This is a genomic window from Phaeovulum sp., from assembly GCF_030684035.1.
GTDB lineage: Bacteria > Pseudomonadota > Alphaproteobacteria > Rhodobacterales > Rhodobacteraceae > UBA6213.
The window spans coordinates 1-13900 of sequence record NZ_JAUXPI010000060.1; the positions used below are offsets into that span (position 1 = coordinate 1).

General features: G+C 66.0%; 12 protein-coding genes and 1 tRNA gene. 9 read left to right on the plus strand and 4 right to left on the minus strand.

Going from position 1 to position 13900, the window contains the following annotated elements; all coding sequences use genetic code 11:
* Window positions 1–198 precede the first annotated feature (198 nt).
* The 4 genes from Q8J98_RS13735 to Q8J98_RS13750 all read left to right on the plus strand — a co-directional run bounded on the left by Q8J98_RS13735 (window position 199) and on the right by Q8J98_RS13750 (window position 1880).
* Window positions 199–906, plus strand: coding sequence for an AzlC family ABC transporter permease (locus tag Q8J98_RS13735; RefSeq protein WP_305294868.1), 708 nt, complete (start codon window positions 199–201; stop codon window positions 904–906).
* Complete coding sequence (locus Q8J98_RS13740; RefSeq protein ID WP_305294869.1) at window positions 903–1223, plus strand: AzlD domain-containing protein; 321 nt, start codon at window positions 903–905, stop codon at window positions 1221–1223. The genes Q8J98_RS13735 and Q8J98_RS13740 overlap by 4 nt, the downstream gene beginning before the upstream one ends.
* Before the next feature lie 52 nt (window positions 1224–1275).
* On the plus strand, window positions 1276–1713 hold the full coding sequence (gene trxC / locus Q8J98_RS13745) for a thioredoxin TrxC (RefSeq protein ID WP_305294870.1): 438 nt from the start codon (window positions 1276–1278) through the stop codon (window positions 1711–1713).
* A gap of 91 nt (window positions 1714–1804) precedes the next feature.
* A tRNA-Ala gene (locus Q8J98_RS13750) sits at window positions 1805–1880 on the plus strand.
* A gap of 190 nt (window positions 1881–2070) precedes the next feature.
* On the opposite strand, the gene Q8J98_RS13755 is transcribed toward Q8J98_RS13750, so the two are convergent.
* The 4 genes from Q8J98_RS13755 to Q8J98_RS13770 all read right to left on the minus strand — a co-directional run bounded on the left by Q8J98_RS13755 (window position 2071) and on the right by Q8J98_RS13770 (window position 6405).
* Entirely contained in the window at window positions 2071–2604 is a 534-nt protein-coding gene (locus Q8J98_RS13755; protein WP_305294871.1) for a hypothetical protein, read from the minus strand.
* A gap of 132 nt (window positions 2605–2736) precedes the next feature.
* Entirely contained in the window at window positions 2737–4524 is a 1788-nt protein-coding gene (locus Q8J98_RS13760; protein WP_305294872.1) for an ABC transporter ATP-binding protein, read from the minus strand.
* 103 nt (window positions 4525–4627) lie between these two features.
* Window positions 4628–5812, minus strand: coding sequence for an NnrS family protein (locus Q8J98_RS13765; RefSeq protein ID WP_305294873.1), 1185 nt, complete (start codon window positions 5810–5812; stop codon window positions 4628–4630).
* A 116-nt stretch (window positions 5813–5928) separates the two neighbouring features.
* On the minus strand, window positions 5929–6405 hold the full coding sequence (locus tag Q8J98_RS13770; protein WP_305294874.1) for an Rrf2 family transcriptional regulator: 477 nt from the start codon (window positions 6403–6405) through the stop codon (window positions 5929–5931).
* A gap of 228 nt (window positions 6406–6633) precedes the next feature.
* On the opposite strand from Q8J98_RS13770, the gene Q8J98_RS13775 reads away from it, so the two are divergent.
* From Q8J98_RS13775 to Q8J98_RS13795, 5 genes are read left to right on the plus strand one after another with little or no spacing between them, the layout of a single operon-like run.
* A complete protein-coding gene (locus Q8J98_RS13775; protein ID WP_305294875.1) occupies window positions 6634–8871 on the plus strand; it encodes a NosR/NirI family protein in 2238 nt (745 codons plus the stop codon).
* Window positions 8872–8884: 13 nt separating this feature from the next.
* Window positions 8885–10816, plus strand: coding sequence for a TAT-dependent nitrous-oxide reductase (nosZ, locus tag Q8J98_RS13780; protein ID WP_305294876.1), 1932 nt, complete (start codon window positions 8885–8887; stop codon window positions 10814–10816).
* A 4-nt stretch (window positions 10817–10820) separates the two neighbouring features.
* On the plus strand, window positions 10821–12152 hold the full coding sequence (locus tag Q8J98_RS13785; RefSeq protein ID WP_305294877.1) for a nitrous oxide reductase family maturation protein NosD: 1332 nt from the start codon (window positions 10821–10823) through the stop codon (window positions 12150–12152).
* On the plus strand, window positions 12121–13014 hold the full coding sequence (locus Q8J98_RS13790) for an ABC transporter ATP-binding protein (protein WP_305294878.1): 894 nt from the start codon (window positions 12121–12123) through the stop codon (window positions 13012–13014). The genes Q8J98_RS13785 and Q8J98_RS13790 overlap by 32 nt, the downstream gene beginning before the upstream one ends.
* Entirely contained in the window at window positions 13011–13832 is an 822-nt protein-coding gene (locus tag Q8J98_RS13795) for an ABC transporter permease (protein WP_305294879.1), read from the plus strand. Before Q8J98_RS13790 ends, Q8J98_RS13795 begins: the two co-directional genes overlap by 4 nt.
* Window positions 13833–13900 lie beyond the last annotated feature (68 nt).

Below are 13900 nucleotides of genomic sequence, written 5' to 3' on the forward strand. Positions count from 1 at the left end.
GCTGCAGCACAACGCCAAACCGAAGCCCTTCGTCTGGAGCAAGACCGCCGATGATATCATCACCCGCGAGCGCCGCGCGCTCGATGCTCTCGATGAAATCAGGGGAAATCGGTAGCAAATGTCAGACTCGGAACACTAGCGTTGACAGTCAGGGGGCCGGGCCTTACCGCTTGGCCCCTTTGGTTTGCGAGCCCGAGCATGGCCGACCCCGCCCCGAACCCGAGCTTTCGCAGCGGCCTGCTGGCGGCGGTGCCGATCGCCATGGGGTATCTGCCGATTGCCTTTTCCTTTGGCGTCGCGGCCACGCGGGCGGGGCTGACCGGGGCCGAGGCCTTCCTGCTTTCGGCGCTCATCTACGCCGGGGCCTCGCAGTTTCTTGCACTGGCGCTGATCGCCAGCGGCGCGCCGTTTCTGATCACGGCTTTCACCCTGGCCGCGATGAACCTGCGCCATCTGCTCTACGGCCCGGCGCTGATGAAGCGCGCCGGGCCGGGGGCGCGCAGGCGCTACGCCTGGGCCTGGGCCTTCGGCCTGACCGACGAGGTGTTCGGCGCGGCTCTGGGGGCGCTGGCGCGCGGCCGCGTCGGGTTTTCGGAACCCTTCATGCTTGGCCTCGGGTCTGGTGCCTATTCCGCGTGGCTCGCGGGCACCGCTGCGGGGGCGCTGGCAGGGGGCGGCGCGCTCGAAGGCTGGCCGGTGCTCAGCGCCGCCCTCGGCTTTCTGCTGCCAGCGCTGTTCCTGTCGCTGCTGCTCTCGATCCTGACCCGCACGCAGGTGCCGGTCATTGCCGTTGCCGGGGCGGTCACGGTGGCCGCAACGCTTCTCGTCTCGCCCACGGCGGGCATTCTGGGCGGCATGGTCGCGGGGGCGCTGACCGGGGTGCTGGGTCGGGAGGGCAGGGAATGAAGGCGGACCTTCTGGCACTGGCGCTGATCGTTGGCGGCTGCACCTGGGCGTTCCGCTACCTACCGACGCGGCTCGATCTGTCGGATCAGCCGCCAGCCGGGCTTCGGGCGCGGTTTCTGGCGGCAACCGGGCCTGCGGCGATCGCCACTCTGGCGGCGGCCTCGTTGCTGCCCATGGTGTCGGCGCGGCTGGCAGAGACCTTGCCGCTGATCGCGGGGCTTATGGGCGTGGTGGCGATTTTCGGCTGGCGCAGGTCGGTTGTGCTGGCAACCCTCGGCGGCGCGGCAATTTATGGCGTCGCCTGTGCCCTTGTCTGAGGCGGCTGCAACTCCAATATATTCGCCGTAAAGAATATGAGCGGAGCCGACCATGCCCGAAACCCTGAAACTCGTCTGCCACGCCTGCGGCCAGGCCAACCGCGTTCCGCGTGACCGCCTTGCCGCCGCGCCCAAATGCGGCGTCTGCGGTGCGCCGCTCGCCGCGGGCAAGGTTGCCGAACTTGATCCGGCCACGCTGGCAAAAGCGATCCGGGATGACCTGCCGCTGGTGGTCGATTTCTGGGCCCCCTGGTGCGGCCCCTGCCGCCAGATGGCCCCCGAATTCATCAAGGCCGCGGCGGCGCTGGCCCCTGCCGTCCGCTTTGCCAAGATCGATACCCAGGCCCACTCCGAGGTGGCCGCGCGGCACCGCATTCAGGGCATCCCGGCCTTCATCCTGTTCCACAAGGGCCGCGAAGTGGCCCGCGCCGCCGGTGCCCGCCCCGCCGCCGATCTGGTGGCTTTCGTCAAATCGAAACTGGCCGCCTGATCGCTTGCCCCGCCGCGCAAGTTTTTTCGCGCGCCGCGCGCCGCGCTTGCTTGACAATACCCCGCCCTTGCGCGAAACACCGCCCCGGTGCGGGGCAGTAGCTCAGTTGGGAGAGCGCGACGTTCGCAATGTCGAGGCCAGGGGTTCGATCCCCCTCTGCTCCACCACTATCCGGCCAGGTTCCTGAACGAAGACATCAGCGCAAACCTGGATATCCTTAGCATCCGCGATGCTCTTTGTGGTCGCATCGGGATGATTGCGCCGACCTAAGCCAGAACAAGCTGCTGCGCCACCCGCGAAATTGAAGCCATGCCTGCGCGCCTGAACGCATGCTTCCTTCGGCAAAACCTGCTTTGGTCAGTTCCAGGTCTCGGGAAACCAGCCCGCGTTGCCCCAAAGCTTGCCGCCGTTGTCAACCGCCAGAAACACCCCAAGCGGGGTTTCCACGCGCCGCCCAACGTCGGCGAAAATCCGCAGGCCTTCTTGCAGCAGCACCCCGGTCAGGCCTTCGCTGCGCGAGCCTTCGCCGTGGATGTAGAGCCGGTAAACCCAGGCCTGATTTTCGGTGAGCGCCGCGAAGCCGCTCATCGCGGTTACCGGCAGCATGCCGACGCGGAGAAAGCCGCACTGGCTCCACAGATGCGTGCAGGGCAGGTTCTCGAAAGCTCCGACCCGGGTTTCCACGATCGTGCCGGGTGCGGTGGCAATGGCGCGTCCGGCATCGTCATAAAGCGTGCCAAGCCAGCCCTGGCTGCGGGTGCCGGGCTGGGTGACCTCAAGCTGATAGATCAGCCGCCCATCGACATCCTGCGCCAGGGCGGCGCGCGGGGCCAGCCCGGCAAGCCCGCAGGCGATACCTGCAAGAAGCAGCAGAACAGACCGGAAAGCCATCAAACACCTCCTGCCCGGCCGCCACCCGGGCGCTATCGGCAAGCTCTTGAAAGCCGGTGCCATTCTAGCGCGGGCTTTCCCCACAATCCAGCCGATCCAGGTCTGGCGGGAATTTGTCGCGGCACCGCGCGCTCAGCCCTCGGCACGCACCGCATGGCCAAACTGCGCATCGTAAAGATCGCGGAATGCACCGGGGCGGGCCAGCAATTCGCCCGGCGGGCCTTGCTCGATCGCTTCGCCGTCGCGGATCACCACGATCTTGTCGGCATTCACCACGGTAGAAAGCCGATGCGCGATGACAATGGTGGTGCGCCCCTCGGTCAGATGCGCAAGCGCGTCCTGCACCAGCGCCTCCGACTGGCTGTCGAGCGCACTCGTCGCCTCGTCAAGCAACAGGATCGCCGAGTTGCGCAGGATCGCCCGGGCAATTGCCAGCCGTTGCCGCTGCCCGCCTGAAAGCGTGCCGCCATTTTCGCCGATCTCGGTATCATAGCCCTGCGGCATCGCTTCGATGAATTCATGCGCATTGGCGGCCTTTGCGGCGGCGATCACCTCGGCCTCGCTGGCTTCGGGCAGGCCCAGCGCGATGTTATGCGCCACCGTGCCGGAAAACAGGAATGTGTCCTGCCCGACAAACGAGATCTTCTGGCGCAGGCTGGCGAAAGTTGTGGCGCGCAGGTCCTGCCCGTCAACCTCGACCGCACCTTGCGAGGGGTCGTGCAGGCGCATCACCAGACCCATGATGGTCGATTTGCCGCCCCCCGAAGGGCCGACCAGCGCCGTGGTCCTGCCCGCCGGAAAGTTGATGTCCAGCCCGCGCAGCACCGGCCTGCCATTGCCATAATCAAAGCTCACGTCGCGAAACCGCACCTCGCCGGGTCCGGCGGGCAGCGGTGCCGCGTCGGCCGCCTCGATCAGCACCAGCGGCGTGTCGAGAATGTCGAACATCGGTCGCACCGCGGTCATTCCCGCCTCGATGCTGACCCGCATCCTTGCCAGCCGCTTGGCAGGCTCATAGGCCATCAAGAGCGCGGTGACGAAGGACATGAGCTGCCCCGGCGTGGTGGCGGTATCGCCGAAAAGGTTGACCGCGCTCAGCGCCACTACACCGGCAATGGCAAAGCCCGAAAGCGTTTCCATCAGCGGGCTGGTGGCGGCCTCAAGCCGGGCAATGCCGTTGGCGCGCTTTTCCACCTGGGCCACGGCGGCGGCCATGCGCGCGCGCATCCGCCCCTCCAGCTCGAACGCCTTGATGACGTGGATCCCGACCGAGGTTTCCTGCACCACCTTGATGATCTCGGTCAGCGAGGCAATTTCCTGCTCCATGATGCCGCGCACCCGCTTGAGGATGCGGCGCACCCCGTAAAGCGCCAGCGGCCCGACCAGCAGCGAAAACAGCGACAGCGTCGGCTGCTGGTAGATCATCACCACGATCAGCCCCAGCAGGGTCAAAAGGTCGCGCACGAAAGAGGTCACGATGATGTCGATCACCCGCCGCGCCGCCTGCGCCGAAAAGGTAACGCGCATCAGCAGATCGGATGACGAGAGGTCTTTGAAAAACGCCACCCCATGCAGCAGGATGCGGTCGTAAACCCGCCTTTGCTGGGCCGCCACCACGCTGTTGCCTGCCCGGCTCAGGAACACCGCCTGAACGTAGTTCGCCGCACCGCGCAGGCAAAAGATCACCAGCACCGTCAGCGCCACCGCGAAAACCTTTGAACGGTTGCCGGATTCGACCATCGAATCGATCACGTCGCGCATGATCCAGGCGGTGGCGGCGGTGGAAACCGCGATCACCACCATTGCCGCAATGGCGATGCCGTAGTTGCGCACCTGCGCCCGCATGTTCTCGCGCAAGAGCCGCCAGATCAGGCGGTCGTCGAGCCCGGCAAGTAGCTTTCTGCGCTGGGTTTCGGGCATGGGCTGGCTGTCGCATTCGTGCTTAGGGGCGTGCGTCTAGCTATGCGGCTTCGCGGGCGCTGTAAAGCCGCAGCGCGGCCATTCCGGCCGCCCGCGCCGCCGCCTAGCCGCGCCGCGCCCCGGCGCGGGGCCGCAGGAACAGTGGCGCGTAAAGCAGCGCAAAGCCGCCGAACCCGGCTACCCAGGCGCTGCCGGAAAGCGTAAGCAACCAGATCTGCCCCGGCAGGAACCCGGCGGCAATCCGCGCCAGCGCGGCCCCGGCGACAAGCAGATAAACCGCCACCGTGCCGCGCCCCGCGCTGAGCGCCCGGCCGGAATGGCCAAGCGTGGCGCGGCTCATCATTGCCAGCGTCATCACCCCGATCGCCCCGGCAAGCCAGGCATGCTCCATGCCCGTCCTCGGCATCCCGGCAGGCCAAAGCGCGGCCCCGGCCAGCAGCAGAAACCCCAGCGGCACGAAACCAAAGCCGAGGTGCAGCACCCACAGCAGCGGCTCCGAAAGCGTACGCCCGCCCGCCCAGCGCGACAGCCGCCAGAGATTGGCCAACCCCGTCAAAAGCGCCGCAATGGCAGTTGGCACGGCATCGGGCAATGCCACCCAAAGCGCCAGCGTGGCGACGGTAAGCACCATCACCCCGGTATCGGCGCGGTTCGCAGGCACCGGCAGGCGGCCGGGCGCGGGCTGGCGCGCCAGCCAGTTGCGGGTGAAACTTGGCACCACGCGGCCGCCGATCAGCGCGATCAGCGCCACTGCCACCGCAATACCGCCCCGCAGCGCCACGCCCGTCGCGCCGCCATGCCAGGCGGCATTGGCGGCCAGCATCAGCGCCACCAGCGCCAGCACCGGCAGGTTGCGCCAGTTCCGCCCCGCCACGATTTCGCGCCCAAGCGCCAGCGCCAGCGCCGCGAGAAACGCCAGATCGGCCAGCGCCGCAATCCAGAGCGGCAGATGCGCCGAAAAAGCCACCGCCAGCCGCCCCACAAGCCACAGCCCCGCCAGCGCCGCCAGCGGCCAGCCGACAATCGGCAGCCGCCCGGTCCAGTTCGGCACCGCAGTCAGCAAAAACCCGGCCATCACGGCGGCCAGATAGCCCCAGAGGAATTCATGCGCATGCCAGCCGACAGGGTCAAAGGCGGTGGGCAGGGCCATCAGCCCCGACAGCATCGCCAGCCAAAGCGTCATTGCCAGCGCCGCCCAAAGCCCCGCCATCAGGAAAAACGGCCGAAACCCGCCGCTCAGAATCGCCGGGCCGGTCCAGGCGCGAATGCGTTCGCTTGATGTCGTCATGGTGCTGCCTCTTGCCTGCTGGCGATCCGGAGCGCAGGGTATCGCGCATTAAGAGATATTGTAAATATTCGTTAAGACTGATTATCGATGTGCTCCGCAGCTTTGTGGCTCGGCGCTCAAAGCGGCCGCGACCGACCGGGCGGCAAGTGCGGTCCGCGTTGTGGTTGTGGTCGGTGGTCGCAGGGAAAATTGGCCTCGGCCAGCACATATTGCGCCAGGGTATGGCGGTCGAAGGCGGCGATGAAGGCGGCCAGCGCCTCGTCGATCACCGAGGGCAGACCGCAGCGCCGGGTGATGCAGCACCGGTTGCCCGGCAGAAAACACTCGACCATGCCGAAATCCGGCTCGGTCGCCCGCAGAACCTGGCCGAGATTTATCTCTTCCGGCGCGCGGGAAAGCGTGTAACCCCCTGTTCTACCACGAACACCGCGCAAGAACCCCTCGCGTGTCAAAAGCCGCACGACCTTTTTCATATGCGCGCGCGAAATGCCGAAGAGATCGGAGGTCTGCTCGATGGTCACAAGTTCATCGGGCCTGCTTGCGGCATGCAAAAGCGCGCGCAGTGCATAGTCGCTGAATTTTGTCAGTCGCATGGCTTCCCCTTGTCCGCGTGCCGTTTCCATGCCGTTTCCGGTGCGGGTTGTCCTTGATCCGTATCATGCCCGCCTGCGGGCTGCGCGCAAGTGTCGCGGCTGTCAGCGGCCATGAGGCGCGAGCGCGGTTGACCGCGTGTAAGGGATATCCTATCTGATCTTTAAATGCACCACCATCCGAGCTTTCGACCTGCGGAACCGGCGGTGCAAATTCGGCCGAGGGCGCAGATGCAGCTGGCACATGACCTTACCGCAGACCCCAGCCGCAAGACCGCGCGGCTTCTGGCGGCACTGCTGGCGATGTTGCTGCTGGCGCTGCTGCCGCTGCGGGCGATGGCCGATGATCCGCTTTTGCCGCGGTTTCTGGCCGAGGTGCCCGCCGCAACGCTGGTTCCCGGAGCCGATGCCTATGGGCCGGTCCGCGCCGATACGGCGGTGGCACCGGTGCTGCGCGGCGGAGAAACCATCGGCTGGGCCTTCATCACCTCTGATTTCGTCGGCACCACCGGCTATTCCGGTAAACCGATCCATATTCTGGTGGCGCTCGATACCGAGGCCCGAGTAAGCGGCCTGAAACTGGTGAAGCACTCCGAGCCGATCGTGCTGATCGGCATTCCGCAATCCAAGATCGAGGCGATGCTTGCCGATTTCGTCGGGCTCGACCTGGTCGCTGCGGCAGGCGGCGCGGAACACCCGCTCAAGATCATCTCCGGCGCGACGGTTACCGTCATGGTGATCGACGATTCGGTCGTCCGTGCCGGCCTGCGGGTGGCGCGGATGCTGGGTCTTGGCGGCCTGACCGCCGAGGCGGCAACCTCCGGCCCGCGCTACACGATCAACACCGATGCCGTTGCTGCGCCCGACTGGTTGGCGCTGCTCGGCGATGGCAGCCTGCGGCGGCTGTCGCTCGACGTGGCGCAGATCAATGCCACCTTCGCCGCCGACCCCGACCCCCGCGCTGCGGCGCGCGCGCTCACCGACCCGCCCGAGACGACCTTCATCGACATGTATGCAAGCCTCGTCAGCATTCCGGGCCTAGGCAATGCTCTGCTCGACGCGCGCGAAAGGGCGAACCTGACGCAATGGCTGGCCGAAGACAAACGCGGTGCTGAAACCGGCGGCACGGCGCATGCCATTCTGGTCGCGGCGCGCGGGCTCTATTCCTTCAAAGGCTCGGGCTATGTGCGCGGCGGCATCTTTGACCGTATCCAGCTTATTCAGGGCGATCTTTCGGTACGCTTCCATGACCGCGATCACCGCCGCCTGGGCGAGATTGCCGCAACCGCTGCCCCGGCCCTGCCGGAAATGGACCTGTTCCGCATTCCCGCCGACTCGGGCTTTGATCCGACCCAGCCCTGGCGGCTGCAATTGCTGATAAGCCGCGATGTCGCGGCGCGCGACAAGGTATTCACCACCTTCGACCTTGGCTGGCAGCCACCCGCGCAGTTCCTCAATGCGGTCGCACCGGCCGCGACCCCTGCCGCCGCAAGCGCGAGCGATGCCGAAGGGGCGGCGAAATCGGCGCTCTGGAAGCGCATCTGGCAGGGCAAAAAGCTTCAGATCGGGGCGGTGTCGGTAATGCTCGCGGTGCTGACCGCCGCCTTCTTCTTCCAGAACTACCTCACCCGTTCCGCCGCGCTCACCTTCTGGTTCCGCATCGGCTACCTCAGCGCCACGCTGGTATTCCTCGGCTGGTATGCCAACGCGCAGCTTTCCATCGTCAACCTGATGGCGCTGACCGGGGCGCTGGCGACCGGCTTCAGCTGGGATGCCTTCCTGATGGACCCGCTGACCTTCATTCTCTGGTTCTCGGTAGCCGCTGCGCTGTTGTTCTGGGGCCGGGGGGCCTATTGCGGCTGGCTCTGCCCCTTTGGCGCATTGCAGGAACTGACCAACCGCATCGCCAAATTCTTCCGGGTGCCGCAGTGGCAACTTCCTTGGGGCCTGCATGAACGCCTCTGGGCGGTGAAATACATGATCTTCCTTGGCCTTTTCGGGGCCACGCTGGTGTCGATCGAACAGGCCGAACATCTGGCCGAAGTCGAGCCGTTCAAAACCGCGATCGTGCTCAAATTCGCCCGCGCCTGGCCGTTCACCCTCTATGCGCTGGTGCTTTTGGGCATCGGCCTCTTTGTCGAACGCTTCTATTGCCGCTACCTCTGCCCCTTGGGTGCCGCGCTCGCCATTCCGGCGCGCATGCGGATGTTCGATTGGCTGAAGCGCTACCGCGATTGCGGCAACCCGTGCCGCACCTGCGCCAACGAATGCATGGTTCAGGCCATACATCCAACCGGCGAAATCAACCCCAACGAATGCCTCAACTGCCTGCACTGTCAGGTTCAGTATCAATCAAAAACAATCTGCCCGGTGGTGATCCGGCAGCTCAAACGGCGTGAAGCCGTGGCGGCCGCCCCTTCCCAACCCGTCGAGGCCAAGGCCCGGGCACCGAAATCAACCCATTCATAAGAGGATCACGATCATGACTGAAGAAAGCAAAAAGGGCATCAGCCGCCGCGGTCTCTTGGGAGCCACCGCAGGGGGTGCCGCGCTGATCGGGGCAGGGGGCTCGCGCCTCGCGCTCATGGGGGGGGTTGCTGCTACTGCCGCCGTCGCCACCGCCACCGCCGCCCACGCCTCGGACCTGATCCCCGGTCCCGGCGAGCTTGATGAATACTATGGCTTCTGGTCCTCGGGCCAGAGCGGCGAAATGCGCATACTGGGCGTGCCCTCGATGCGCGAGCTGATGCGGGTGCCGGTGTTCAACCGCTGCTCGGCGACTGGCTGGGGCCAGACCAACGAGTCGCTCAAGATCATGACCGAGGGGAATACCGAAAAGACCCGCAAGCAACTGGCTGCCGACGGCAAGAAGGTGCACGACCAGGGCGATTTGCACCACGTCCACATGTCCTTCACCGAGGGCAAGTATGATGGCCGCTTCCTCTTCATGAACGACAAGGCCAACACCCGCGTCGCCCGGGTGCGCTGCGATGTGATGAAATGCGACAAGATCCTTGAAATTCCCAACGCCAAGGCGATCCACGGGCTGCGTCCGCAGAAATGGCCGCGCACCAACTACGTCTTTGCCAACGGCGAGGACGAGGCACCGATGGTCAACGATGGCAAGATCCTCGATGATCCGAGCCAGTATGTGAACTTCTATTCGGCGATCAACGCCGACGACATGACCATGGCCTGGCAGGTGATGGTCTCCGGCAACCTCGACAACACCGATGCCGATTATGATGGCAAATACGCCTTCTCCACCTCCTACAACTCGGAAATGGGCATCAACGCCGCCGAGATGATGGCGGCGGAAATGGACCATGTGGTGGTGTTCAACATTGCCGAGATCGAAAAGGGCATCGCCGCCGGGGATTTCATCGAGCTGAACGGCGTCAAGGTGATCGACGGGCGCAAGGGGCAGAACAAGGATTACACCCGCTACATCCCGATTCCGAACAGCCCGCACGGCTGCAACATGGCCCCCGACAAGATCCACCTCTGCATCAACGGCAAGCTCTCGCCCACCGTCAGTGTGATCGACGTGCGCAAGCTTGACGCGCTCTTCACCTCCGACATCGACCCGCGCTCGGCGGTGGTGGCAGAACCGGAACTGGGCCTTGGCCCGCTGCATACCGCCTTTGATGGCAAGGGTAACGCCTTCACCACGCTGTTCCTCGACAGCCAGGTGGTGATGTGGAACATCGAAAAAGCCGTGCGCGCCTATGCCGGCGAAGCGGTGGACCCGATCATCACCAAGGCCGATGTGCACTACCAGCCCGGCCACAACTCCACCTCGATGGGCGAAACCCTTGAGGCGGACGGCAAGTGGTACGTCTCGATGAACAAGTTCTCCAAGGACCGGTTCATCAACGTCGGCCCGCTGAAGCCCGAGAACGAACAGCTTTTCGCCATCGAAGGCAACAAGTTGACCCTTGTGCACGACAGCCCGACCTTCGCCGAACCGCACGACAGCATCATCGTGCACCGCTCGGTAGTGAACCCGCTCAGCATCTGGGACCGCAACGACCCGATGTGGGCCGATACCCGCGCCCAGGCGGAAAAGGACGGCGTCGATATCGACAGCTGGGCCGAAGAGGTGATCCGCGATGGCAACAAGGTGCGGGTCTACATGTCCTCCATCGCCCCCACCTTCAGCCTCGAATCCTTCACCGTGAAGGAAGGCGACGAGGTCACGGTGATCGTCACCAACCTTGATGACATCGACGATCTGACCCACGGCTTCACCATGGGCAACCACGGCGTGGCGATGGAAGTGGCTCCGCAGGCGACCGCCTCGGTCACCTTCACGGCGGCCAATGCCGGTGTCTATTGGTACTACTGCCAATGGTTCTGCCACGCGCTCCACATGGAAATGCGCGGCCGCATGTTCGTCGAGCCGAAGGCCTGATGCGATGATCCGGTTTCCCGCCCTCGTGCTTGCCGCCTTGCTCCTCGCCGCCCCCGCGGCGGCGGTGGAGCGGGGCGTGCCCGCCGAGGCCGGGGCGCTGCAAACCGCCATCGCCGGGGCCGACCCCGGCGATGTGCTGATCCTGGCACCGGGCCGCCACCTTGGCCCGGTGCTGCTCGACCGCCCGATCACCCTCGACGGGCGCGGGGCGGCGCTGGTCGAAGGCAATGGCACCGGCAGCGTCATCACCATAACCGGCAGCGACATCACCCTGCGCGGCCTCGAAATCCGTGGCTCCGGCTCGTCGCATGGCACGATCGACGCAGGCGTGCAGCTTGGCGGCGATGCGCTGCGGGTGACGGTCGAGGGCAACCTGCTGATCGGCAATCTGCACGGCATCGACGTGCACGGCGCAAGCCAGAGCATCGTGCGCGCCAACACCATCATCGGGCGGCGCGACAACCGCATGAACGACCGTGGCAACGGCGTCTATGTCTGGGATGCGCCGGGCACGCTGATCGAGGGCAATTCCATCCGCTATGGCCGCGACGGCATCTTTTCCAACGTCTCGCGCGACAGCATCTACCGCGACAACGTGCTGCGCGATCTGCGCTACGGCGTGCATTACATGTACACCAACCGCTCCGAGGTTTCCGGCAATGTCTCGATCGGCAACCACCTCGGCTTTGCGTTGATGTATTCAAACCAGATCATCGTGCGCAACAATATCTCGATCAATGACCGCGACCACGGGCTGATGCTCAACTTCGCCAACAGCTCCGAAATCACCGGCAATCTGGTGCGCGGCGCGGACAAATGCACCTTCATCTACAACGCCCACCGCAACCAGATCATCGGCAACCGCTTTGAAGATTGCGGCATCGGTATCCATTTCACCGCCGGGTCGGAGCGCAACGACATTGCCGACAATGCCTTCATCGGCAACCGGACGCAGGTGAAATACGTCGGCACCCGCGATGTGGAATGGAGCGCGGGCGGGCGCGGCAACTACTGGTCGGACCATGCCGCCTTCGATCTTGATGGCAACGGCATTGCCGATACCGCCTTCCGGCCCAATGACCTGATGGACCATATCCTCTGGAGCCAGCCCGCCGCTGCCCTGCTTCTCGGCTCGCCCGCCGTTCAGCTGGTACGCTGGAGCCAGTCGAACTTTCCCGCGCTGCTGCCCGGCGGCGTGCTGGATAGCCACCCGCTGATGCGGCCGACCGCCCCCCAGATTCCCGCCGCGATCGCCGCCCTGGCGGCCGAGGCAGCGCCCGCGTGGCGAACCGAAAGGCAAAGCGATGCAGAGCTTGATCCTCTCTCACGTCACTAAGGCGTTTGGTGCCACGCGGGCGCTCAGCGATGTGGCGTTTGCCGTGGCACCGGGCGAACGGGTGGCGCTGCTGGGCCACAACGGCGCGGGTAAATCGACGCTGATGAAAATCGTACTCGGGCTGATCGGTGCCGACGCCGGTGAAATCACCGTGCTCGGTGCCGCACCGGGCAGCCATGCCGCGCGCTCTGCCACCGCCTATCTGCCCGAGAACGTCGCCTTTCACCCCGCCCTGACCGGGCAGGAGCAGATCCGCCATTACCTGCGGCTGCGCGGGCAAGACCCGGCGCAGGCGCTGCCCTTGCTGGAGCGGGTGGGGCTTGCCGATGCTGCGCGCCGCCGCATCGGCACCTATTCCAAGGGCATGCGCCAGCGCGTCGGTCTGGCGCAGGCGCTGATCGGCCGCCCGCGCCTCTTGGTGCTTGACGAGCCGACGAGCGGGCTTGACCCGGTGTCCCGCCGCAGCTTCTGGGGCATTCTTGACGGGCTTGCCGCCGATGGCGCGGCGATCCTTCTGTCCAGCCACGCGCTGACCGAGGTCGAGGCGCGCACCGACCGGATCGTGATCCTCTCGCACGGCGCAATGGTCGCCAATGACACGCTGGCGGCGCTTCGCCGCCGCGCGGCCCTGCCCACGCATCTGCAGATCACCGCCCGCCCCGGTGCCGCCGACGAGGTCGCCGCAGCCCTCGCCGGGCACCGCCTCAACGGGGTGCGGGTCGATCTGAGCTGCGCGCCCGGCGACAAACTCGCCCGCCTCGGCCAGATCGCGGCGCTCGGGCCGCTGGTCGAGGATCTCGAGCTGATCCCGCCAAGCCTTGATGACATCTACCGCCACTTCTGCACGGAGGCCGGATCATGAGCCGCATATTCGCAACCGCCGCCAGCGAGGCCCGCATTGCCCTGCGCAACCGTTGGGTGGCAATCGCGGTGGCGATGATGGCGCTCTTTGCGCTGGTGCTCTCGGCGGCGGGCAGCGGGCCAAGCGGCACGCTCGGTTTTGACCGGCTTTCCGTCACGGTGGCCAGCCTGACCAGCCTCGCCGTCTATCTGGTTCCGTTGATGGCGCTCTTGATGTCGTTCGATGCCGTCGCTGGCGAGGTCGAGCGCGGCACGCTGGCGCTGGCGCTGACCTACCCGGGCTCGCGCGCCTCGCTTCTGGCGGGCAAGTTCGTGGCGCATCTCGGCATATTGGCGCTTGCCGTGGCTGTCGGCTATGGCATCGCGGCGCTGGCGGCGCTGGCCTTCGAGGCGCGCGCGGTGGCTGGGCTCGCCGCACTCTGGCGGCTTTACTGGACCTCGCTCCTCCTGGGCGCAACCTTTCTGGGCGCGGGCTATGCGGTTTCGGCCTGGGCCCGTCGGCCCGGCGCAGCGGCGGGCATGGTGATCGGGCTCTGGCTGGCGGCGGTGGTGCTTTATGACCTCGGGCTGCTGGCTGCGGTGGTCGCCGATGGCGGCGGAACCTTCACCCGCCATGTCTTTCCCTGGCTGGTGATGGGCAACCCGGCCGATGCCTTCCGCCTGTTCAACCTCGCGGCCTCCGGCGCGACCTCGGCGGCGGCGGGGGTGGCGGGGGCTGCGGGCTTCGTGCCGCCGCTGCAAGCGCTGGCCTGGCTTCTGCTCTGGCCCTTCGCGGCCTTCGCGCTGGCGATTGCCGCCTTCCGCAAGGTCACGCCCTGACCCGTGCCGCCTTGCGCCGGATCAAGGCGGGCGGCGGGCAAGGCGCGCATACTGGGCACTGGACTCGC

What these genes read in the sequence shown, in the direction of transcription:
- Q8J98_RS13735 (WP_305294868.1), top strand. Translation starts at nt 199, where the DNA reads ATGGCCGACCCCGCCCCGAACCCGAGCTTTCGCAGCGGCCTGCTGGCG.
- Q8J98_RS13740 (WP_305294869.1), top strand. Translation starts at nt 903, where the DNA reads ATGAAGGCGGACCTTCTGGCACTGGCGCTGATCGTTGGCGGCTGCACC.
- trxC (WP_305294870.1), top strand. Translation starts at nt 1,276, where the DNA reads ATGCCCGAAACCCTGAAACTCGTCTGCCACGCCTGCGGCCAGGCCAAC.
- Q8J98_RS13755 (WP_305294871.1), bottom strand. Translation starts at nt 2,604, where the DNA reads ATGGCTTTCCGGTCTGTTCTGCTGCTTCTTGCAGGTATCGCCTGCGGG.
- Q8J98_RS13760 (WP_305294872.1), bottom strand. Translation starts at nt 4,524, where the DNA reads ATGCCCGAAACCCAGCGCAGAAAGCTACTTGCCGGGCTCGACGACCGC.
- Q8J98_RS13765 (WP_305294873.1), bottom strand. Translation starts at nt 5,812, where the DNA reads ATGACGACATCAAGCGAACGCATTCGCGCCTGGACCGGCCCGGCGATT.
- Q8J98_RS13770 (WP_305294874.1), bottom strand. Translation starts at nt 6,405, where the DNA reads ATGCGACTGACAAAATTCAGCGACTATGCACTGCGCGCGCTTTTGCAT.
- Q8J98_RS13775 (WP_305294875.1), top strand. Translation starts at nt 6,634, where the DNA reads ATGCAGCTGGCACATGACCTTACCGCAGACCCCAGCCGCAAGACCGCG.
- nosZ (WP_305294876.1), top strand. Translation starts at nt 8,885, where the DNA reads ATGACTGAAGAAAGCAAAAAGGGCATCAGCCGCCGCGGTCTCTTGGGA.
- Q8J98_RS13785 (WP_305294877.1), top strand. Translation starts at nt 10,821, where the DNA reads ATGATCCGGTTTCCCGCCCTCGTGCTTGCCGCCTTGCTCCTCGCCGCC.
- Q8J98_RS13790 (WP_305294878.1), top strand. Translation starts at nt 12,121, where the DNA reads ATGCAGAGCTTGATCCTCTCTCACGTCACTAAGGCGTTTGGTGCCACG.
- Q8J98_RS13795 (WP_305294879.1), top strand. Translation starts at nt 13,011, where the DNA reads ATGAGCCGCATATTCGCAACCGCCGCCAGCGAGGCCCGCATTGCCCTG.